Source organism: Novipirellula artificiosorum (genome assembly GCF_007860135.1).
In the GTDB taxonomy this organism is placed as follows: domain Bacteria; phylum Planctomycetota; class Planctomycetia; order Pirellulales; family Pirellulaceae; genus Novipirellula_A; species Novipirellula_A artificiosorum.
On sequence record NZ_SJPV01000009.1, the window covers coordinates 188,536 to 207,674 of the forward strand.

Here is a 19,139-nt window from a genome sequence, read left to right on the forward strand (position 1 = left end):
CAATGCAACTGGTCATTACCCCCGATGGATTGGTTCGCTGCGTCTATGACGAGGCGATCGATCTGTCCCAGCTTGGAGCAGTCGATATCCGTCGTGGCTCTCACGTCGAACCTAATGCCGCGGGCCAGTGGACAGCAGATCTGTCACCCGTTGAAGGTCCTGTCCTCGGCCCGTTTCCAACACGTCGACTTGCTCTCGAAGCGGAAATCGCTTGGCTGGGCGAGCACTGGTTAACGGCGACAAACCGTTAGCTTTTCAGCACCAATTGTTACTTCCCTAGCCCTCTTCGCAATCGTTTGCGGCGAGGGCTTTTTCGTTTCTGTCCCTAAACCCACTGGAGATCCCTCCCATGACCCAACTCGACCTCTACCGCAGCGTTTCACGAGCGACCGGCGAATCGGTTGCCACCATCAAACGACTTGGCTTTCTGATCGCCGATCCTTCGCAGCCTATCAGCGACCCGGAAGCCGAATTCCTCGGACCCCATGTCCTCGACTGGGATGAACTCGATGCATTTCGAAGTGAAGAACCCGAACTGGACTTCGTGGTGGGCTAATCCCTCGCGTCCCCGGTTCTCAAACCCAAACGCACGGCGTGGTTGGCAGGCATCCGCATGTCAGCCACGCCGTGGTCGGCGACGACTCCGTTTTCGTTGCCGCCGTCAAAACGAACCAAATTCCACTCACAACCCCAAGAAGACCAAACGATGAAGATTCGTTACATCAATAACGACGAAGCCTGGAAAAGAAAGAGCAGGAAGAGGCCGGTATTGAATCATCGGCGCCGGTCACGGACGAAGATACGGTTCACTCCCTATGCGTGGGCGAAGCTATTGTGTCTGCGTGACGCTGGGCCAAGTGAAGTGGGCGGATTCGGCATCAGCGACCCCGACGATCCGCTTTTGGTCATCGATATTGATCTGGTGAAGCAGTCCTGCACGACGGTCACGGTCGAGTTCGATGACGAATCGGTTGCCGATCTGTTTGACCGACAAGTCGACTCTGGACGCACTCCAGACCAGTTCGCACGGATATGGATCCACACCCATCCCGGATGTTCGGCCATGCCTAGCGGAACCGATGAAGAAACATTCGATCGATCGTTCGCTACTCCCGACTGGGCCGTGATGTTCATCTTGGCCAAGAGCGGAGCAACCTACGGCCGTTTGCGTTTCAACACCGGTCCCGGTGCCTCAGTGCGATTGGCAGTCGATGTTGACTACTCAACTGACTTTACTGCATCGGATACCGACGGCTGGCTGGACGAATTTGACGCCAACGTCCGCATTCATGACCCGTTCGCCAGGACACCATCCACCGTGGAGGATCCGTTTGCTCTGGAGTGCGATCCGATGGAGATTGACGCACTCCGCTGGCACGCAACGGAGTGGGTGGCATCATGAAAGAGGCTCAAGATCGCTTTGTACGCCAATCTGCTCTCGTCCCGGCAGACCGTTTATCAGGGCTTACAGTCACAGTGATCGGAGTCGGAGCCATCGGGCGCCAGGTTGCATTGCAGCTGGCGTCGGTCGGTGTGCGTCAGATTCAATTGATCGACTTCGACACGGTTGAACCGACCAATGTGACGACACAAGGCTACCTGGCATCCGACATCGGCAAGACAAAAGTGACGGCAACGTCACAAGCGATCCGGCAGATTGATCCCATTATCGAGCTCAACAAGGTGCTCGATCGCTACCGAGCCAAGCAGAGCACCGGCGACGTGGTGTTTTGTTGTGTCGACTCGATCACCGCACGCTCCGCCATTTGGCGGTCTGTGCGGGGCCGAACCGAACTGTTTGTTGACGGACGGATGCTAGGCGAGGTCATTCGCGTACTAGCTGCTCATGACCTCTCATCGTCGGCCCACTACGCTCGAACCCTGTTCGCCGCTCAGATGCCCAGCAGGGCACCTGCACGTCACACGGCACGATCTACGCCGCTTCGATCGCAGCAGGGCTGATGGTCCACCAGTTCACGCGCTGGTTGCGGAATCTGCCTCTCGATCAAGACACCACGCTGAACCTGCTCGCCGGTGAGCTCGTCGTTCACTGACGCTTACAGCCTTTCAAACACACCTAGCATGGAGAACCTCAGAATGTCGACCCGAATTACGGTTGGCCTAAACCGAAAACGAGGCCAGCCTGACTACAGCAGTCACGGTGCAAGCTGCCATATCGACTTTGAAATCGACGGCGACTCGCTGTTCGGCCAAAGCGATCAGTTGGCTGTACGCATACAAGAAGCCTACCGACTGTGCCGGCAAGAAGTGGAACTTGAGCTTGGGGGTGATGCACCGAGTGCGACACCGCCCTCGTCGCATCGTACATCAAACGATGTTCCTCGGCTCAACGGGCATACTACAGCCAAAGGCAACGGAAAGTTGCGGATCCGTGAAGCAACCGACGCTCAAATCCGAGCAATCCACGCGATCGCAGCGAAAGCGAACGTGCATTTAGCAAGTCAGCTGGAACAAAATTTCGGGGTAGCGTCCCCCAAACAACTGACCATCCGCCAAGCCAGTGATTTGATCGAATCGCTCAAGGGACGGCTCGAAGCGAGCTAACACTTCGGCCATCACAATCATGGGGAACGCCATTGATTGTGATGGTCTTTTTTCTTTAGCCCCTGGTGGCTCAATTGTGATTGAAACGCGTCGTCGAATTTCAATAACGCGAAGTCGAAGTCAGTTGTCGGTCACTTGCTTTGTCGCTCCTTGTCCGAATACCTGACAAGCCACAACCCCGCCCCAAGAACACAACATGATCATGATCGGCCCGCCGGGAAGCGGCAAACCGGAGCACATAGCGTGACCCCGTCCCGACGATGCTGCCGTACTTGAAAACGGGGGTTTCTGTACGGATTGAGCAAGTTGGCCAATCACAGTTACTCGCTTCGGTCTCCAACACCGAACGCAATCGCCTGATCGTGAAATCTGCCTCGGATGGTCCAACCGAACGCAGTTGAGACCGGTTGAACCGAGTTGCACTAGGGCGACTTACTCGCCGTTGTCGCTCCTGTGGCCTCGGCTAACTAGCTCGCTGTGATGGGCCCGGCCCAACGCAATTTGTGCAGGTCGCGAATTCGCCGCGGTCAGTAAGACGGAATTCAACTCGGCAACTTCACAGCCCGCTGCATATGCATTGACCGGATTACCTGCTTCACGAGATATCGAACCGGGATTGGAAATTGGATCCTAACAGTCGAGGATCGTTTAAAAAGTAAAAGAGCCGAAGGCGATCACCGCCTCGGCTCTCTTTTGTGTCGTGCACCTCGGTGAGATGCAGTGGTACGCATCGTTCTGAATTCAGCTTTCGCCGACGCAGCTAGTTACTACTGCCATTCGGATTGTCCATTTTCTTCATCGCTCCTTCAATTGCCTTCTTCATGCTGAGCGAATCCGCCCCTTGCCGGGGTGGATATTCTTGCAAGCTCTTGAGATGAGCTGCCAGGAACGGGCCAGCAGCGGTGGGTGCCCACATTTTTTGCGCGAAGAATTTCCGCCCCGCGTAGCCCCACTCGTGGCTTTGCGGATCCATCTTTTCCATGGGGTCCATCAACAGATTGAAGACGTAAGGCACGCTTGGGTAGTACTTTTCATCCCACCAACTGCCTTCTGGCTTGACACCGATATGCATTTTCCAGGCATCAACACGGATAGCCATCAAGTCGGTTTCGTCGTAGTAGAAATTCGCACGCCGGGCCGATTTATCGGATTTACCAGTCCAGTAATCGATGTTGTCGAATCCGTCGAGGTGGACTTTGTACGTCATGTCGCCGATCTTTTTGCCCGAGAGCAATTCAGATTTGAGGTCCGTCATTCCCGCCGCGGCGGCGAGACTGACGAACAGGTCCTCGTGGCTTTGGACACCGTTGAGCGCGGTCCCAGGTGCAATCTGGCCCGGCCATTTCATGACCAACGGAACGCGAACACCGCCTTCCCAGGTCGTGCCTTTCTCGCCGCGGAATGGTGCATAACCTCCGTCCGGCCACATCATCAATTCATTTCCGTTGTCGGTGGTGTAAATCACGATGGTGTTGTCATCGACGCCCAATTCCTTGAGCTTCTTCAGCAGTTCGCCGACCTGATCATCATGCTCCAGCATCTTTGCCCGCACCACGTCCTCTTCGGCCCGCCCTTCATCGACTGCCTGCTGAACATATTTGTTCTGGGGATGAGACCAGATGTGGATCGCCGTCGTATTGAACCAGCAGAAGAAAGGCTGATCGCCCTTTCCGTTTTTGTCCAACCACGTCAGTGTATGCTCCAGAACCTCGTTATCAAACGTCTCCATCCGCTTGCGGGTCAGCGGGCCGGTGTTCTCGATCCGTTGCTTGCCGACGCGGCCAAAGGTGGGATCCGCCGTGGGGTCATCCGAGTCCGTGGCCCACGCGTGTAACACGCCTCGCGGTCCATATTTCTTCTTGTAGTCAGGATTCTTCTGTCCGGGGTAGTCGAGTTCCTCTGGTTCCTCTTCCGCGTTCAAATGGTAAAGGTTGCCGAACCATTCATCGAAGCCATGCACGGTCGGCAGAAACTCATTGCGGTCACCCAAATGGTTCTTGCCGAACTGTCCCGTTGCATAGCCTTGGAACTTGAGCACCTCCGCAAGCGTCGGATCTTCTTTTTGGATTCCCCGCGTTGAACCCGGAATCCCAATGGTCGTCATGCCGGTGCGAATCGGCATCTGACCGGTGATAAATGCTGCGCGGCCGGCGGTGCAACTCGGTTGGGCGTAGTGGTCGGTGAACAGCACTCCCTGCTTGGCGATGCTGTCAATGTTGGGAGTATGTCCCATCATGCCATGCGTGTAAGCGCCGACATTCCACATGCCGATATCGTCACCAAAGATGACGAGAATATTCGGCTTCTTTTGCTGGGCGAAAGCGGCGTCAGATAGGCTGCCGACGATGGCAGCTGCGAGCAGCATCATAGCAAAGAGATGACAATTTGGATTCTTCATGGTGCAAATAAACTCCGGTCTTGGTGTCAGAACAGCGTCAGAAAAGGAAAGAAAAAGGATCTTGGGAATCCGTCCTCAGATATCGGATGAAAAACGGTTGGTGAGTGCACGAGATACCTCAACGATCACACGCACGAGATGCATTTCGCAACGCTCTCGAATCGGGCAAAATGATCTCAGGGAAACTCAAAAGTAGGGGCCAACAAAGCAGTCTTCGGTTCCCCACAGGACTGTTTTCGGCTCAGAGTATAACACACACAATTCACCACGTCGCGAAAGTGTCAGGGCCGCCCAGACCACGATCCTGAGCGAATTGTCGAGAATTGGGAGACCCGACGTCGACGCGAAAGCCGACTTCAGTAACTTGCCAAGGTTGCCCCCATTAATCCGACCGAAGACCTTGAATCAGACCGCAACCAGAGAACCGCACCGGTCGCTTCGCATCGGCTGCTTGCTCGAATCTTGAGGCCATACTCGCGTCGGTGTCCGCGAGCCAGAGACACCGATGCGACGAACGGAAATCCCTGCGTGCGTGAAACTGGTCTACCATTTGCATTGAGAAGCAGGGGGAGTTCCGACGCTCCGGTGAGTCTCCAATCAAAAATGTCTATTTTTGACGCCCGCGTCCGAGAAACAGTGTGGCGAAGTAGAAAGCTTGGGCGATGGCACCGAGTGCGCCGACGACATAGGTCATCGCTGCCCAGAACAGCGCTTTTCGAGCACCTTTGTAGTTGCCCTCCGCCATGCCGGAGTCCTCCAGCCAGTTCAACGCTCTTCGACTTGCGTTGAATTCAACCGGCAACGTTACAAGACTGAATAATGCGGGGATTCCGAAACCGGCCAAACAAAGCAGCGCAGTTCCTTGATTCCCTGCCAGCTGAGAGATTCCTGCTCCGCCAAATGCCAACAGCGGAATCGCGACATTGCTCAGCTTCATCAGCGGCACCAGACTGGACCGAACCGACATCATCGGATACTCCGAGGCATCTTGCACCGCGTGGCCACATTCGTGCGTTGCCACAGCAACGGCCGCCACATTCCGTTCGTTAAAGACGACCTGGCTCAGGTTTACTGTCTTGTTCGTTGGGTCGTAGTGATCGGTCAATTGACCGTCGGTTGAAATCACTCTGACATCGTGAATGTTGTGACTGTGGAGCATTTGCTCCGCTGCTTCACGTCCGGACAGCGGCATCGGATCGCGAGAAAACTGCACAAAATGTCTTCGCATCTGTGACGAAACGAATTGGGCGATGATCGGAATGCCAATCAGTAATAGCAGGAAAAGCGGATTCCCCATTTCAATCTGCTCGCTTGCTTGTACTCGTTGGAATGAGCGATCCGATGACAAACGAAACGGGCGTGCGCCGTGGATGCACAAGCCCGCTTTCTTGTTCACACTGTGGCAGCGTTAGGCAGATTTGGTGAAGGCCGACACCGTCTTCATCAAGCCGTCGGTTGCAGGCTCAAGGATTTCCTTGACACCGGGAATCTTGTAGGCGAGCTCAATCGCTGCCTGCAGTTTTTCGAGCAATGGTCCCACGACGGTGCGGAGCGTCGTGGTCGCTTCCTCCGGCATCTTGTCGAGACTGTAACCGCTGAACTGCTGCTGGAATGCATTGATCTGCGGCAGCGTCTCACGCGCTGTGGCCTCGTCGGTGACTCCAGAAATGGACTTCGTCAGGTCCGTAACGGACGTGCCGAGCGTACTAGCGAGAGATTTGAGATCAAGCGAGGGGACCGCCGGCTTATTGAGGTTGATTCGATCAGCCGCATCGACGACGTCAGCGGCGGCGTCTTTCGTCGCATCCACAGCCGCGCCGGCGACCTCGGCGGTTTTCTGTGCAACTTCCTTAGCCGGGGACGAGAGTAGCTTCCAGGCGAGCAACCCAATTCCAACGACAAGCAGCACAGGAACCAGCGTCTTGAGCAGGCCCGCGCCAGTATCCGCTGTCTCCCGCGTGGCGCGGGTTAACTTGGCCCCGGCGTCATGAATCGCATCGGCGCCCTGGTCCAACAAGTTGGCGATTCCCAGCTGTTGAGTGGCTTCGGACGGTAAGAACTTGGCAACCTGCGCCTTCTGGCCCAAGATCAGGCTGACCAGACCGCTGAGATCAAGATTCCCCGACTTGACCTGTTTGGCGATCACGCCGAGCAACAGCGGGGCCAGCATGCTCAAGAGTGACTTGGATGAGCCCTGGCCGATCCCGGCACGCTTGGCGATCATCCCGATCAAGGAGCTTTCCTTATCTCCCAGCAGGCTGGAGATAAGTTTGCCACCCATCGACGCCCACGACGAAGCCTGCTCCTGGTTGCCACCTCCGCCGATTCGTTCGCTCAGATTATCGAGCAATCCGGTATCAAACTTGCTAACTTGACTGAAGACATCCTTTGCGCCCTGCGGTGACGACACCTTCTGCATCAAGCCGCCAAGAATCGCCGAGCTTGCGATATCCATCGCAGACTTGGTCTTCTCTTCGCTCTCGCCCAACGAACCGGCTATCTGCCCTAGGGCGCCCGAGCCAATCGCGGTCTTGGCCAATTCCATCAAATTAACATTCATGATTCACTCCCGTATGGTTGATTTCTATTCGTTGTAAAAAAGAAGCAGGGCACCGGCGCCAGCCGAAACGCTGACCGAAACAATGTACGATAATGGAAAGTGTCAAGTGATAGAACACTCACGTGGAACGAACCACCCGCAGCGCTGGTACCACCATCGCTAGCGACCGCATGGCCAACTCGGCAAGTGCGTTGGGCGTTTTGCGATAAACGACAATTCCTGAATCTCTGCGAGCCAAAAGGTGCTGAGAAACCGCGACGAAGACTGAGATAAGATAAGTGACAGACATTCAAAACGCCCTCGTGGAACTTGGCCGAACCGGGCCACCCTCCACACACCAAGATCGTCCCGCATTGCCGGTCGAGCGTCAAGCAGCAAAACCCTCCACATGCACAAGTTTATTTTTCATGCAGGAACTACTCGGTTTTGCTTGCTGGCCAAGCTGACTTTGGGGGGGGGGTTAAAGCCTGACTTGTACGACTCGCTGGCGCCGGTCGCTGGGGTCCACAATCTCCAACTCGAGGCTGCCGCGCGATGCCACTTCGGCGTCTCGGAGCACTTCGGGACTGGACACAGGTTTGCCGTTGGCTTTCACTATCAACAGACCTACGGCGATGCCCGCAAGTTGCGCGGGGCTGCCAAGCTTGACGTCGGTCACCTTGACCACAGCCTCGCCACCGTAGAAGGCCAATTCGGTTGTCACGCCCAGCGGTTGCAGCTTGTCCGCCATCCCCGATCGCAAATTCGGATCGAGCGACACGCCAACTGACTCGACTTCGACATCGACGTCGCGACCACTGCGAACATCGTGAACGGTCAGCAGCAACGTCCCGCCACTGTTGCGGACGGCGTCTTGCAGTTGTTGTTCACTGCTCAACGGCACACGATTGACTTCTACCAGGACGTCGCCCGGTTCGATGCCAGCTTTTGCGGTGGGACTGTCCGGCGTGACCTGCACGACCTTCAACGCCGTGCTGCGTCCCAGCGTGACTGGCTGAGTGGAAATTCCGATGGTAATTCCGGCCCGGTCCATGGCCACCTCATTGCGATCACTCGGGTTCTCCTGATACCAGTCGCGACCAATCGTTTCCCATTGGCCGGATCGTCCGACCGTTAGAAACGCCCTGACACGCGTCTGCGGCCCGGGAAGCGTCCGTCTTTCCGATGCATTTCTCTCTGGGCCCACATGCGCATAGACATACTCACCAGGCGCCGGGTATCTCGCTGCGACGCCGCGATAAATTCGCGGAACCTCGGAACGCTGGACCAAAATCTGCACCAAATACTCGCCATCTGCCTGAAACACATTCTCAACATTGCCGTCGACGATCAACGCCGTCGCTTGAGCGGCGCCAGCTTCCTGTCCCTGGACCGAAGGAATGACAAGGGACGGCATCATGCAAAAAAAAAACAGCGCAATCGACACCGGCGACGTGGAACGCCAAAGCACACTCTTAACCATGGGATAACTCGCTCGTAGATGCTGTGGGAAAGTACAAAGGACGGGGCCGAATTCGAACTTCGTCCACATGTGGCGGATCACCCGCCATCGAAATTGGATCGATTCTGTGTGACAGCGCTTCACATGTTGCTGGCACGGATCAAGTGCCTTGAAATGCGATTGGCATTTGACGAAGACGTCACCAACCGTGCTATCAAAGCGGCCATCAGTAGATGCTCGGCACTCCGAGTCGCTGATGAATCTGCTCACGGACGCCTGCCGGCAAGCGTAAATTCTCGGCTAATTCCATCAGGTATTTCGCTTCCTGACCCGTATCCAGATCGATCGCGATTAAGGATATCGTGTAGACCTGTTGCTCCATGCCGACTGGCACCGACAGAGCGAAAGCGCGGGCATCCAAGGGACGCTGGAATTCCTCGCGGATAAACTGAAGATTCTCCGGAGTCGGGTTGCTCAGGTGTTTCAGGATGTTCCCCTGTTCCTTCTGATCGAGTTGGCCATCGGCCTTAGCGGCGTTGATCATGGAACGGATCAGAATCAAGGCTTATTGATCGCCGCCCTGCGACTGTTGGTCGGCGGGCGCAGATTTCGTGGGCGCCGATGATGAGGGAGCACGGTCCCCCGAACCGGAGTTCGAGTGACGATCTTTGGCCACATTCAGCAGATCCTCCAGGTCCTTTCCTTCTTTACTTATGTCAGTTGACTGTGATCCGCCTCGCGAGACCCCCGAGCCACGGCGGAAGATATCGTTCAATGCATCGCCCCCCCTTCCGCCACCGCTCGTTTTCTGTCCGAGTAAACTTCCGAGAAGATCGATCATGTCCATGGAGATCCCCTGCTGAGTAGACGCGAAAAATTGTATCGATCAGGCAAGTCCATTGGTAGCTTAGCAGGTCAAAGCTGCGCCTAGTTCAAGTTAAACAGTTTTTGGCAACCGTTCAGGTCGCCTGAGGCCAACCCATCCTTGAACCAGCGAACGCGTTGGGCTGACGAGCCACGCGTGAATCTCTCGGGAATGACGATTTCACTGAAACCGTTTAGTCTTCGAACGTGATGCCCCACCTCGTGAGCGAGCACGTCGGCCTGGGCAACGTCGCCCGGAGAATTGAACGGGCGTTTCATTTCCTCAAATAAAATAACACGGGAGACCTTTTCAGCAGCCGGGCAGTCGAACGGTCCCATTTTGGCATTCGCGATGCCACAGCCGCTTCGATTGGCACCGGCGAGGTTGCCACCACTATGCAGGTAGTGGCATTTCAAGACAATTACGGACCGCGGCGGGTCTGGAGCACCTCGCCGCCGTTCGTCCCGAGCCGATGTGTGCCTGGGAGAAGTTTGTCCGCACAACGTTTCACACGCCTGACGAGGCATCGAGGGAGTTTTTGGAAATGCAGCTCGACTCGGATCATCCATTGTCGCTTAGGGTTATTGCCAATCGCCGACGTTATCGAGGTGCGTTCCTTGGTTTCTTAATCATGGGGCTGGCCGTTTCTGCGTCCGCCCAAGACAATGCCGCGAGCAACGAGACTTCCGCGAGTCAAGCCGCTGCCGCTGAAAATGCCGAAGGCGGTGAGACCGCACAGGCTTCTGAGTCAGCCGGGGAAACGGGCGAGGAGAAGAAGCTTGATTCACCGGAAGCCGCCGAATCGGTTGTGAAACAGGCTGCCGAAGACGCCAAGGAGACCACCGCCGAGGCGGTGGACGCGCTGAAGTCCGGTGATTTGACAACGGCGGCCAAAAAGAGCGGGGAGCTTTTCACTCGCTACGGGATTCCAGCCATCACGGTATTGGTGGTCTTGATTGTCGCCTTTTTCGTGGCCACTTTCCTGGCTCGCATCTGCAGTGCACCGTTGAAAAAGGGTGTCGACGAAACGCTGGGGAAGTTCGTTGGCAAGCTTGTTTTCTACTTGGTCATGGTGAGTGCTCTGCTGGGTGTGCTGCAGTATTTCGGGATTGGCATCGCCAGCTTTGCGGCGGTGATTGCGGCAGCGGGTTTCGCAATCGGCTTAGCGTTTCAGGGCACACTCTCGAATTTCTCCGCAGGCGTGATGTTGTTGGTATTCCGGCCCTTCAAAGTCGGCGATGTGATCAACGCAGCTGGAATTACAGCCAAAGTCGATGAAATCGACCTGTTCACAACGACATTTGATACGGCAGATAACCGTCGCATCATCGTTCCGAACAGTGCGATTGCCGGAGGGATCATCGAGAATATCTCGCACCACCAAGACCGCCGTGTCGACATCCCCGTGGGCGTGGATTACTCCGCCGATTTGAAGAAAACACGAAACTCGCTGATGGCTGCTGCGGAATCGCAGAAAGAGTTTTTGGTTGAGGGTGAGGGACGTGGATACCAGATTGTGCTGGGCGAACTCGGTGATTCGTCCGTCGGCTGGACCGTGCGGTTTTGGACCAGCGCCGGCGATTACTGGACGGTAAAAGAATACCTCACAGCCGCGGTCAAAGAACATTTGGATGACGCAAACATCGGAATTCCCTATCCTCAAATGGACGTCCATTTGCACCAAAACGAAGCTTAGTCACGAGGGTTTTTAAAACAAACAACGATTTACTGAACAAGATCAGTGATTCGGAACGCCGCCCGGCAGTGAACACCCGGTAGAATCTGTTTCGACGCCTTCAACCGACGGTAACAAAAGCATAGCCAAATCAGGAACTTGCCGTGAAGTACGTAACCAGTGTCCTCGCCGGGATCGCGCTGTTAGCGATCGTCATTTTTTCGATTCAAAACCTGGAAGCGATCGATGTGTCCTTCCTGGCTTGGTCGATGAGCATTTCTAAAGTTATCGTGATCGTCGGAGCCTACTTGCTGGGTATGATATCTGGCTGGGGGCTGGTTGAACTGACAAAGCGAGCCATGCAGTGATTCCGCTTGTCGACGAAGAACGGTTCCTCACTTCCTGTAAAGGACGACTCGACGCCGGACGGAATTGCCATCCGCAGTCATTTCGCTGGCAACTGCAGTACTCGCATTACGCAGGATCGCCGTCGTTGTTCGGTCGAGAGATGCGAACTTGTTCGCCTTGCGTGATCCCGCCGCGGGTCCAGTCGCAGTTCCACCCGGGAAAGGCGACGCTAGGATAGGGATCGGGCGTAATCAAATCAGACGACTCGTAGACAATGTCGAACTGACCATCGCCGCGGGCACGCCCGATTCGGCACCGCTTGTAGGCGTGAAAGGTCTTGGGGTCGAGTTTGAGTTTGCCGCCCGGAGCAGAGAATTCGATCTCCGAAGAGAAGGCGTCGCGAATCGCATCGACCTCGAAACTCTCAGCTTTCTCGACGGCACTTTTCCATAAGTAAACCTGTGAGTAGGCCGCTTCCATCGGATCGGACAGCACACGGTCTTCACCGTGCGCACTCTGAAACCGACGTACAAATCTGCGGTTTCTTGGTGTGTCAATACTCTGGAAGTAATGGTACGACGCAAGCTGACCTTCCACGTGTTCCGGCGCCATCCCTCGCAATTCATCCTCTCCCATGCTGGTGGACAGCACCGGGACTTTCTCGGACGAAATCCCTTGGGCAGCTAACTCTCGAAAGAAAAAATGGTTGGTGATACCGTTGATGGTACTGAAGATCACGTCTGGCTCGGCTGCTCGGATCGCCCGCACCGATTCTTTGAAATCGCGAGGTCCCAAATCAAAGTACTGGAAGCCAACGATCTCGATATCGCTCCGATCGAGACTGTCGATGTACTTCGTGAGAATGTAGTGAGTTGTCCAAGGGAAAACGCGGCCGGACCCCACCAGGTAGAATCGCTTCTTCGATCCTCCCTGTTCCCTGATCAACCAATCCACCGCAGGCAACGTTTGCTGGTTTGGGACGGAGGCGGAGTAAACTGCGTTGTAGGATGATTCATTACCCTCGTACTGAAGTGGATAAAACAGAAGACCATTGAATCGCTCAAAGATCGGTAACACGGCCTTTCGACTCCGCGATGTCCAACAGCCGAAGACCGTTGACACGCGATCCTCCGATAACAACTCAATCGCCTTCTTGGGGAAGATGTCAGTGAAGCCGGAACGTGCATCCTTGACGACGGGATCAATGAGGTGCCCCAATACGCCACCCGTCACATTGATCTCTTCGATGGCCATCATCTCCGCGTCACGCAGCAAAGACTCGTTCATGCTCATCACTCCGGTTTGCGAGTGCAGGATTCCAACCTTCACCCTTGGAGTGGCAGGCGAGACAACACGTTTTCGACACCCAGAAAAAAGAAAGGGCGATGACGCGCCGGCAGCAGCCAGTGTCAGCGCCGCACTAGTTTGTCGGAGCAAGTCGCGTCGGCTGCAAGACGCCACGTTTCGCTGTTGTGCTGGTTTCATCAATCGCCCTCATTCGCTGGTAAACGTAGCCCTGGCATCACGACGTCGCGCCGTCGTTGTTCGGTCGAGAGATGCGAACTTGTTCGCCTTGCGTGATCCCGCCGCGGGTCCAGTCGCAGTTCCAGCCTGGGAACGCCACGGTCGGGTAGGGGTCGGGCGGAATCACACCAGGCGATTCGTAGACAATGTCGAACTGCCCATCGCCGCGGGCACGCCCGATTCGACACCGTTTGTAGGCGTGAAAGGATTTGGGGTCGAGTTTAAGCTCGCCACCTGGAGCATGAAATTCGACCGCCGATGAGAAGGCGTCGCGAATCGCATCGACCTCGAAACTCTCGGCTTTCTCGACAGCACTTTTCCATAAATAGACCTGTGAGTAGGCCGCTTCCATCGGATCGGACAGCACACGGTCTTCACCGTGCGCACTACGGAAGCGACGAGCAAAACGTCGATTTCTAGGAGTGTTGATGCTTTGGAAATAGTGCCAAGTCGCCAATTGGCCTTCCACATGCGACGGCATCATCCCCCGCAGTTCGTCCTCGCCGACGCTGGTGGATATCACAGGTGTTTTCTCGGCCGATACCGCCTGGGAAGCCAACTCGCGAAAGAAATACTGGTTACTAATGCCATTGATCGTGCTAAAGATGACATCTGGTTCAGCTACTTGGATCCCGCGCACGGTCTCTGCAAAGTCGCGATGACCCAGAGGGAGGTAGCGAAAACCCACGATCTCAATATTTTGCCGACCTGGACCAGCGATGCATGCTTCAAGAATGTGGTGGGCGGTCCAAGGAAATATGTAATCAGAACCAACCAAATAGAATCTTCTTTTCGAGCCACCTTCTCGACTGACCAGCCAATCGACCGCCGGAATAATTTGTTGATTGGGAACCGAACCGGAGTAAACCACGTTGTAAGAAGACTCGTTCCCCTCGTACTGAAGTGGATAAAAAAGCATCCCGTTGAATCGCTCGAAAAGCGGGACCACCGCCTTTCGACTTGACGACGTCCAGCAGCCAAATACGGTCGAGACTCGATCGTCCGAAAGCAACTCGGTGGCTTTCTTAGGAAAGATGTCGGTGAAGCCAGAACGAGTGTCCTTCACGATGGGATCAATATGGTGTCCCAGGACGCCACCATCCGCGTTGATCTCTTCAATCGCCAATAATTCGGCATCGCGCAGGGACGACTCGTGCATGCTCATCGTGCCGGTCTGTGAGTGCAGAATACCGACCTTTACCTTCGGCACCGACGGCAAGGATGCACGCTGACGACTGCAGCCCGAAAAAACGAACGGTGCAAACGTGGTCGCAGCCGTCATCGAAAGCCCCACACCTGCTTGTCGTAGGACATCGCGACGGCTGCATGTCGAAATCGTTCGTTGTTGCGTCGAATTCATGGCAATGGTCAGTCTCGCATTCTGTTCCAGTACAAGGACTCGAACGCTTCCGGCTGGATGCTCACTTCGCCGCGGAAAGGATTATCCATCGAGGCGATGAGCAGAATGACAGTACCCAGAAAGAAGGCAAGTACGCCTCCGAGAGCCAGGTGACTGAGAAAATCGATATCGAACAGCCAGACAAGCATGATGTTCAAAACCGCTCCGATAAGCACGACGTACCACATGATCGCCGGAATCCCGGTGGTCACCGCTTGTTGCGATATTCGATGCTTTTCCATAAAGGCATTGAACTGCCGCAGGGATTCGGCGTGCACGATTTGTTCCGCCGTGGTTTGTGGTTCAAAGACCAACAGCCGCTCGTGAAACGCCCTGAGTCGCACTTCCGATCCCTCCGGAATCCGCCCTTGCTGGTACTCCGGCCATCCGTAGCGGATCGTGTAACGGCAAAAGTCCCTCAGCAACCAACGCAGATCCTGTCCATAGGGATCCTGGTAAACGGAAACATCTTCATAAAGTGCCGCCAAAGCGGCCGCTTCATTCGACACACTGGCTTCGACTTCCGAGTAATTCTGATAAGCAGCAACGGCTATTAAGCCCAGCAGCAAGCCGTAGAAGACGCAGAAACAGGAAATGATGTATCCGACCACATCGTTGGTGTCTTCGCGCCTCCGTAGCACAAACAACCGCATCAATGGACGTACCAGGATGACGCCTGCCCAGGAGAATCCCACAAAGACCAGCGACATGAGGATGCCAAGCTGATGGGTTGGGATGTCGTAGATCCAGTAGAACATGCTCAAAATTCTCCAAGTTTCGGCTGCTCGGAGGAAGAAGTATCGTTCCCCTGTTTCTCCGAAGCGTTTTTGACAGAAACATCGTCAGCATCGTCGGCCTTCATATCGGAAAGGTCTTCGGGTGTCGTTTTCGTGTTCTCCGCGCCGTCGACTTTATGCACTGTGTCGATCACCGCTTGGGAGATCGGGCCGGACGCCGATTCGCTGTCGGAAACCGGAATCGCGGTGGCGCTATCGGCGCTGGAAGTCACGGAAATCGAGTCCAAAACGCCTTTCGCATTTTGGGCAACCGGGTCGATCAATGCGACATAGCCCAACTCTTCGCTTGCTTCTTGACCCTCGCCAAGACCATAGGAGAAGAGTTTTTTCAGCATGCCAACCTTACTCGGATCCTCGTAAACGCGGTAACAAAGAATCCACGAGTACGTGACAATTGGGTAGGCGGTGTCACCAAGGGGATCGGCAAGGAACGCTCTCGACTTGCTGATATCCAAGTCTAATTCACTCAAGGCGAGCTGAATGGAATTCAAATTTGGAGCGATGAATGATCCCGCTTTGTTCTCAAGAATCGCCATCGAAAGGCCTTCCTGCCTGGCATAAGCATAGCTGAGGTAACCGATCGACCCAGGCACCTGTTCCAATCCCCGCGACACCCCGCGACTCTTAGGCATTCCAGCTCCGACGGGCCATGTCACCATCTTCCCAATTCCGGGTCCCTCCTTCCATGCTTGGTTGATCGCGGACAAATGTCGCGTCAGTGCTGAAGTCGTGCCGCTGGAATCCAATCGATACTCCACTTGAATCGGTAAATCGGGAAACGCGGTTTTCGGATTATAACGCGTGATCTCCTCGTCCAGCCAGGTTCGAATCTCGCCCAAGAAAATTCCTGCGTACGCCTTTCGCGACAGTCGCAAGTCGGTAACCGGATTTCCATTTGCGTCGCGAAGATTGTAGGCGAGTACGATCGCCCCGGAGGTCATCGGCAACTGTCGTACGCCACGATCCACCTGAGCGATCTCCTGATCGGACAAGGGATCATCGCTAGCGGCAAAATCGACCAATTCGTCGATGAACTGCCGGATACCGGATCCACTACCAATTTCATCATACCTAATCGACAGGCCGGGATGTTCCTCAGCCATCCGGTTGAACCAACGCTCATAAAGTGGCGCCGGAAAAGTTGATCCCGCACCATGAAGTTCGACAACCGACGGCTCAAGCGACTTGTTCTCACATCCGGCGGACGGCAGGCTGAGAAAGCCAAGTAGAAAAGTCCCAAATATCGATCGTCGACCGTAGCGACTTGCGCTGGTTTGGCGGGTGATCGGACGTAAAGCAACGCTCATGTTAATATCTGCCTGAAAATGATCATCGTTGCGGCGTTGATTTCGGAGTCAATCGAGTCGTCCATTCCATTCCGCATCACTGCTAGCACTGTGTTGACAGCCTGCAACTGGCAATCCTGGCTAGCAGGTCGTGCGTGAAGGATCCTCTGGGTTTTTCCCTCGTTCATTGAACATTCGGTATCGCCAATAGGGCGCGGGATTCAACAAGATCCGGCCCGGACCCTCGTAGACTCGCGCCATACCCTCCCCCGAAGTGAAGCGTCCGAAGAAGTTCTTGGTTGGTCTCCGCACCGTGAATTTCACCTCACCGGTCCGACAGATAACATACTTTCCTTCAGCGACAACTCGTTCGCCTTCTTCCAACGTGTGCTCTTCAACCGGCCCTCGTGTGGCCAGAGCTATTTTTCCATGACCGGTCACTCGAGTCTGCAGGTAAAGCGGCCCCTCACCCGCCCAGATCGCGGTCTGTAATCGCTCGCGGTGATACTTCACTTCGATATCTCCCTCCGAGGCCCAGAAAGCGCCTCGTTCTAAAAACCAAGACTCACCATTGAGATCGAGGATGTGAAATCCGCCCAATGAGGATTCAAGTGTGATCACCCCGGAACCAGCATAAATCGGACGATAGATCGCTTGACTGGCTAACGCCGACTTGATCATTCCACCAACGGACGGCACCAATGGGGAATGAATACTGATATCACCCTTGAGATAGCTAAGCGCACCAGCTTCGACACGCACCATCTCGTGATTCAAGTGAATCTCCACATAACGTGTGCCTTCGAGTTCGTGAACTTGGAAATCGGCCATCAATTATCTTCCTGCCTCAATCGCGTGATTCTGATGGAACCGACGCAAGTCGCCAATCGTGTAAGAAAGCAGACTCTTCGCTTTCGAGTCACCGAACAGAATAGCACATCGATATGAGAAAAACCTCGACTCCACTCAAAGCCTGTGACAAGCACGCCCTTGAAGAAGAACCGCGATCATTCGTCATGATACTCACTTCGCCTTCGAGACCTGTTTGACAACCTCATCGCAGCGGATACAGCTATGGTACGCGCTCTTTCGCTGCTGCTCGACGATTCGGTTTCGACCAAATACATTCACACCCAGCATGTGCAGCAGGCCACCACCGAGCACAAAAACGCCTGCCGCCGTCCAAGCCGCAGCCTGCAACGAACTGAAATACCAAACGCACCCGAACGCAATGATCGCAAACAGTAGCCACCCTGGCCAGTAACCGTCTTCCGGCTCGGCATACACGGTCGGTGCTTCCTCTCGTTCATGCGAGACGTCACAGACATCGCAAACCAGTTTTCCGTAGTAATCGCACTGCTGATTCACACACTGCAACTGTGTGTCTGGCGGGACTAGTCGAGAACGACAGTGAAAACAGAAGTAGTTTCGACACGAAGCACAGTGATAAGCTTCCGCGTCGACCTGCGATCCGCAAACGGGACATTTCTCAACATCCCCGCGACGCTTCAGCTCTTGCGGCTCGCCAAAATCACGCCCATCGGAATCATGTGCGTCGGTATCCTCGACGGTTGCAGTAGTTTGATCAGCCGGTGATTCATCAGTGCAATGTTCGTGCTCTTCCACGGCGTACTTTATCCTTAGCTCTGGTTGAGTGTTCCGGACCTAGCCACCCGATGGCTGACGCTCTGCAGGATCTCGCCAATCGACACCCAGTTCGCAAGCTCTTCCGCATTTACCATCACCTAACGGCTGCAAAAATGTATCGAGCTCGGCGACGGCTGAATTATATACGATACCGAGCTGCAAAGGGGCGCTGGCCAAGAGTCGCCGGGATAAACCGGTTTGCGATAGGGAAAATTGATAAGTCCTACGAAGAAGGTTTAGCCAACGACTGCGGCCGCAAGCAGAGGTGCGAGGGCGGTAACGTCATCGTGCTAACCGTCTGTGCGGAGGGGAACGCAGGCCAGCCATAAAGCCCCGAAATCAGCACTTCCGTGTGTCGATCTAGTGTGGACAGGGGGAAGTCAATATCGTTCGGACCCTTTATCGGCGAGTTGCGGGCAGACACGGCGGAGTCACAGACCAGGTGCAAGCGCCGAAATCTCGAACCTGGAACCGGGAAATCCCATCCGACTCCCCAGCAGAGCCGATCGGTGCAGAGCCGAAAGACTAACTTCGGGTTTCGTTTCTCAACCGTTTGGACCGAGACGGACGGTAGACCTTCGTTCATAAGATGAGCGGACTTGCCAAAGTCAGCCGCAGGAATTTAAGGGCGCGG

At 55.1% G+C, this 19,139-nt stretch carries 20 protein-coding genes; 7 read left to right on the forward strand and 13 right to left on the reverse strand.

All coding sequences use genetic code 11. The annotated features are described in order from the left end of the window. The first annotated feature begins 2 nt into the window (after nt 1-2). From Poly41_RS22790 to Poly41_RS22810, 5 genes are all read left to right on the forward strand, one after another. On the forward strand, nt 3-251 hold the full coding sequence (locus Poly41_RS22790) for a hypothetical protein (RefSeq protein WP_146529226.1): 249 nt from the start codon (nt 3-5) through the stop codon (nt 249-251). 98 nt (nt 252-349) lie between these two features. Further along, the gene (locus Poly41_RS22795) at nt 350-556 is read left to right on the forward strand and encodes a hypothetical protein (protein ID WP_146529228.1); all 207 of its coding nucleotides are present in this window, start codon (nt 350-352) and stop codon (nt 554-556) included. Nucleotides 557-706: 150 nt separating this feature from the next. Next, entirely contained in the window at nt 707-1,402 is a 696-nt protein-coding gene (locus tag Poly41_RS22800) for an MPN domain-containing protein (protein ID WP_146529230.1), read from the forward strand. Continuing rightward, nucleotides 1,399-1,962 (forward strand): ThiF family adenylyltransferase, encoded by a 564-nt coding sequence (locus Poly41_RS22805; RefSeq protein WP_231615864.1) that lies wholly within the window; start codon nt 1,399-1,401, stop codon nt 1,960-1,962. Before Poly41_RS22800 ends, Poly41_RS22805 begins: the two co-directional genes overlap by 4 nt. Before the next feature lie 135 nt (nt 1,963-2,097). Further along, entirely contained in the window at nt 2,098-2,565 is a 468-nt protein-coding gene (locus Poly41_RS22810; protein ID WP_146529232.1) for a hypothetical protein, read from the forward strand. Nucleotides 2,566-3,325: 760 nt separating this feature from the next. Here Poly41_RS22810 and Poly41_RS22815 read toward each other — a convergent pair. From Poly41_RS22815 to Poly41_RS22840, 7 genes are all read right to left on the reverse strand, one after another. Continuing rightward, entirely contained in the window at nt 3,326-4,963 is a 1,638-nt protein-coding gene (locus tag Poly41_RS22815; RefSeq protein WP_197231533.1) for an arylsulfatase, read from the reverse strand. Nucleotides 4,964-5,570: 607 nt separating this feature from the next. After that, nucleotides 5,571-6,260 carry a zinc metallopeptidase gene (locus Poly41_RS22820; RefSeq protein WP_146529234.1) on the reverse strand — a complete coding sequence of 230 codons (690 nt, stop codon included), beginning with the start codon at nt 6,258-6,260 and terminating at the stop codon, nt 5,571-5,573. A gap of 111 nt (nt 6,261-6,371) precedes the next feature. Then, nucleotides 6,372-7,523, reverse strand: coding sequence for a DUF937 domain-containing protein (locus Poly41_RS22825; RefSeq protein WP_146529236.1), 1,152 nt, complete (start codon nt 7,521-7,523; stop codon nt 6,372-6,374). A gap of 118 nt (nt 7,524-7,641) precedes the next feature. Then, nucleotides 7,642-7,812 (reverse strand): hypothetical protein, encoded by a 171-nt coding sequence (locus Poly41_RS34260; RefSeq protein ID WP_197231534.1) that lies wholly within the window; start codon nt 7,810-7,812, stop codon nt 7,642-7,644. 171 nt (nt 7,813-7,983) lie between these two features. Then, on the reverse strand, nt 7,984-8,985 hold the full coding sequence (locus tag Poly41_RS22830) for a PDZ domain-containing protein (protein WP_197231535.1): 1,002 nt from the start codon (nt 8,983-8,985) through the stop codon (nt 7,984-7,986). A gap of 205 nt (nt 8,986-9,190) precedes the next feature. Beyond that, nucleotides 9,191-9,526, reverse strand: a complete 336-nt coding sequence (locus tag Poly41_RS22835; protein ID WP_261344908.1) for a tellurite resistance TerB family protein — start codon at nt 9,524-9,526, stop codon at nt 9,191-9,193. 365 nt (nt 9,527-9,891) lie between these two features. Further along, nucleotides 9,892-10,245 carry a neutral zinc metallopeptidase gene (locus Poly41_RS22840; RefSeq protein ID WP_197231536.1) on the reverse strand — a complete coding sequence of 118 codons (354 nt, stop codon included), beginning with the start codon at nt 10,243-10,245 and terminating at the stop codon, nt 9,892-9,894. A gap of 128 nt (nt 10,246-10,373) precedes the next feature. Here Poly41_RS22840 and Poly41_RS22845 point away from each other — a divergent pair, with 128 nt between their 5' ends. Together Poly41_RS22845 and Poly41_RS22850 are read left to right on the forward strand one after the other, a co-directional pair. Continuing rightward, nucleotides 10,374-11,525 (forward strand): mechanosensitive ion channel family protein, encoded by a 1,152-nt coding sequence (locus tag Poly41_RS22845; protein WP_231615865.1) that lies wholly within the window; start codon nt 10,374-10,376, stop codon nt 11,523-11,525. Between the two features lie 143 nt (nt 11,526-11,668). Next, entirely contained in the window at nt 11,669-11,872 is a 204-nt protein-coding gene (locus Poly41_RS22850) for a LapA family protein (RefSeq protein ID WP_146529244.1), read from the forward strand. A 106-nt stretch (nt 11,873-11,978) separates the two neighbouring features. Here Poly41_RS22850 and Poly41_RS22855 read toward each other — a convergent pair whose 3' ends face one another. The 6 genes from Poly41_RS22855 to Poly41_RS22880 all read right to left on the reverse strand — a co-directional run bounded on the left by Poly41_RS22855 (nt 11,979) and on the right by Poly41_RS22880 (nt 18,484). Beyond that, nucleotides 11,979-13,337 carry an urea ABC transporter substrate-binding protein gene (locus tag Poly41_RS22855; protein WP_146529246.1) on the reverse strand — a complete coding sequence of 453 codons (1,359 nt, stop codon included), beginning with the start codon at nt 13,335-13,337 and terminating at the stop codon, nt 11,979-11,981. Nucleotides 13,338-13,374: 37 nt separating this feature from the next. Next, nucleotides 13,375-14,736: an ABC transporter substrate-binding protein gene (locus tag Poly41_RS22860; RefSeq protein ID WP_146529248.1), complete on the reverse strand. Its 1,362-nt coding sequence runs from the start codon at nt 14,734-14,736 to the stop codon at nt 13,375-13,377. Between the two features lie 8 nt (nt 14,737-14,744). Continuing rightward, nucleotides 14,745-15,533, reverse strand: a complete 789-nt coding sequence (locus Poly41_RS22865) for a bestrophin-like domain (protein ID WP_146529250.1) — start codon at nt 15,531-15,533, stop codon at nt 14,745-14,747. Nucleotides 15,534-15,535: 2 nt separating this feature from the next. After that, nucleotides 15,536-16,879, reverse strand: coding sequence for a phosphate ABC transporter substrate-binding protein PstS (gene pstS, locus Poly41_RS22870; protein ID WP_146529252.1), 1,344 nt, complete (start codon nt 16,877-16,879; stop codon nt 15,536-15,538). 120 nt (nt 16,880-16,999) lie between these two features. Then, entirely contained in the window at nt 17,000-17,689 is a 690-nt protein-coding gene (locus tag Poly41_RS22875) for an AIM24 family protein (RefSeq protein WP_146529254.1), read from the reverse strand. 192 nt (nt 17,690-17,881) lie between these two features. Continuing rightward, entirely contained in the window at nt 17,882-18,484 is a 603-nt protein-coding gene (locus tag Poly41_RS22880; RefSeq protein WP_146529256.1) for a hypothetical protein, read from the reverse strand. Between the last annotated feature and the right edge of the window lie 655 nt (nt 18,485-19,139).

Bases quoted from the DNA above. Each gene is read 5' to 3' on its own strand.
- Poly41_RS22790 (WP_146529226.1), top strand. From the start codon at position 3: ATGCAACTGGTCATTACCCCCGATGGATTGGTTCGCTGCGTCTATGAC.
- Poly41_RS22795 (WP_146529228.1), top strand. From the start codon at position 350: ATGACCCAACTCGACCTCTACCGCAGCGTTTCACGAGCGACCGGCGAA.
- Poly41_RS22800 (WP_146529230.1), top strand. From the start codon at position 707: ATGAAGATTCGTTACATCAATAACGACGAAGCCTGGAAAAGAAAGAGC.
- Poly41_RS22805 (WP_231615864.1), top strand. From the start codon at position 1,399: ATGAAAGAGGCTCAAGATCGCTTTGTACGCCAATCTGCTCTCGTCCCG.
- Poly41_RS22810 (WP_146529232.1), top strand. From the start codon at position 2,098: ATGTCGACCCGAATTACGGTTGGCCTAAACCGAAAACGAGGCCAGCCT.
- Poly41_RS22815 (WP_197231533.1), bottom strand. From the start codon at position 4,963: ATGAAGAATCCAAATTGTCATCTCTTTGCTATGATGCTGCTCGCAGCT.
- Poly41_RS22820 (WP_146529234.1), bottom strand. From the start codon at position 6,260: ATGGGGAATCCGCTTTTCCTGCTATTACTGATTGGCATTCCGATCATC.
- Poly41_RS22825 (WP_146529236.1), bottom strand. From the start codon at position 7,523: ATGAATGTTAATTTGATGGAATTGGCCAAGACCGCGATTGGCTCGGGC.
- Poly41_RS34260 (WP_197231534.1), bottom strand. From the start codon at position 7,812: ATGTCTGTCACTTATCTTATCTCAGTCTTCGTCGCGGTTTCTCAGCAC.
- Poly41_RS22830 (WP_197231535.1), bottom strand. From the start codon at position 8,985: ATGGTTAAGAGTGTGCTTTGGCGTTCCACGTCGCCGGTGTCGATTGCG.
- Poly41_RS22845 (WP_231615865.1), top strand. From the start codon at position 10,374: ATGCAGCTCGACTCGGATCATCCATTGTCGCTTAGGGTTATTGCCAAT.
- Poly41_RS22855 (WP_146529246.1), bottom strand. From the start codon at position 13,337: ATGAAACCAGCACAACAGCGAAACGTGGCGTCTTGCAGCCGACGCGAC.
- Poly41_RS22860 (WP_146529248.1), bottom strand. From the start codon at position 14,736: ATGAATTCGACGCAACAACGAACGATTTCGACATGCAGCCGTCGCGAT.
- Poly41_RS22865 (WP_146529250.1), bottom strand. From the start codon at position 15,533: ATGTTCTACTGGATCTACGACATCCCAACCCATCAGCTTGGCATCCTC.
- pstS (WP_146529252.1), bottom strand. From the start codon at position 16,879: ATGAGCGTTGCTTTACGTCCGATCACCCGCCAAACCAGCGCAAGTCGC.
- Poly41_RS22875 (WP_146529254.1), bottom strand. From the start codon at position 17,689: ATGGCCGATTTCCAAGTTCACGAACTCGAAGGCACACGTTATGTGGAG.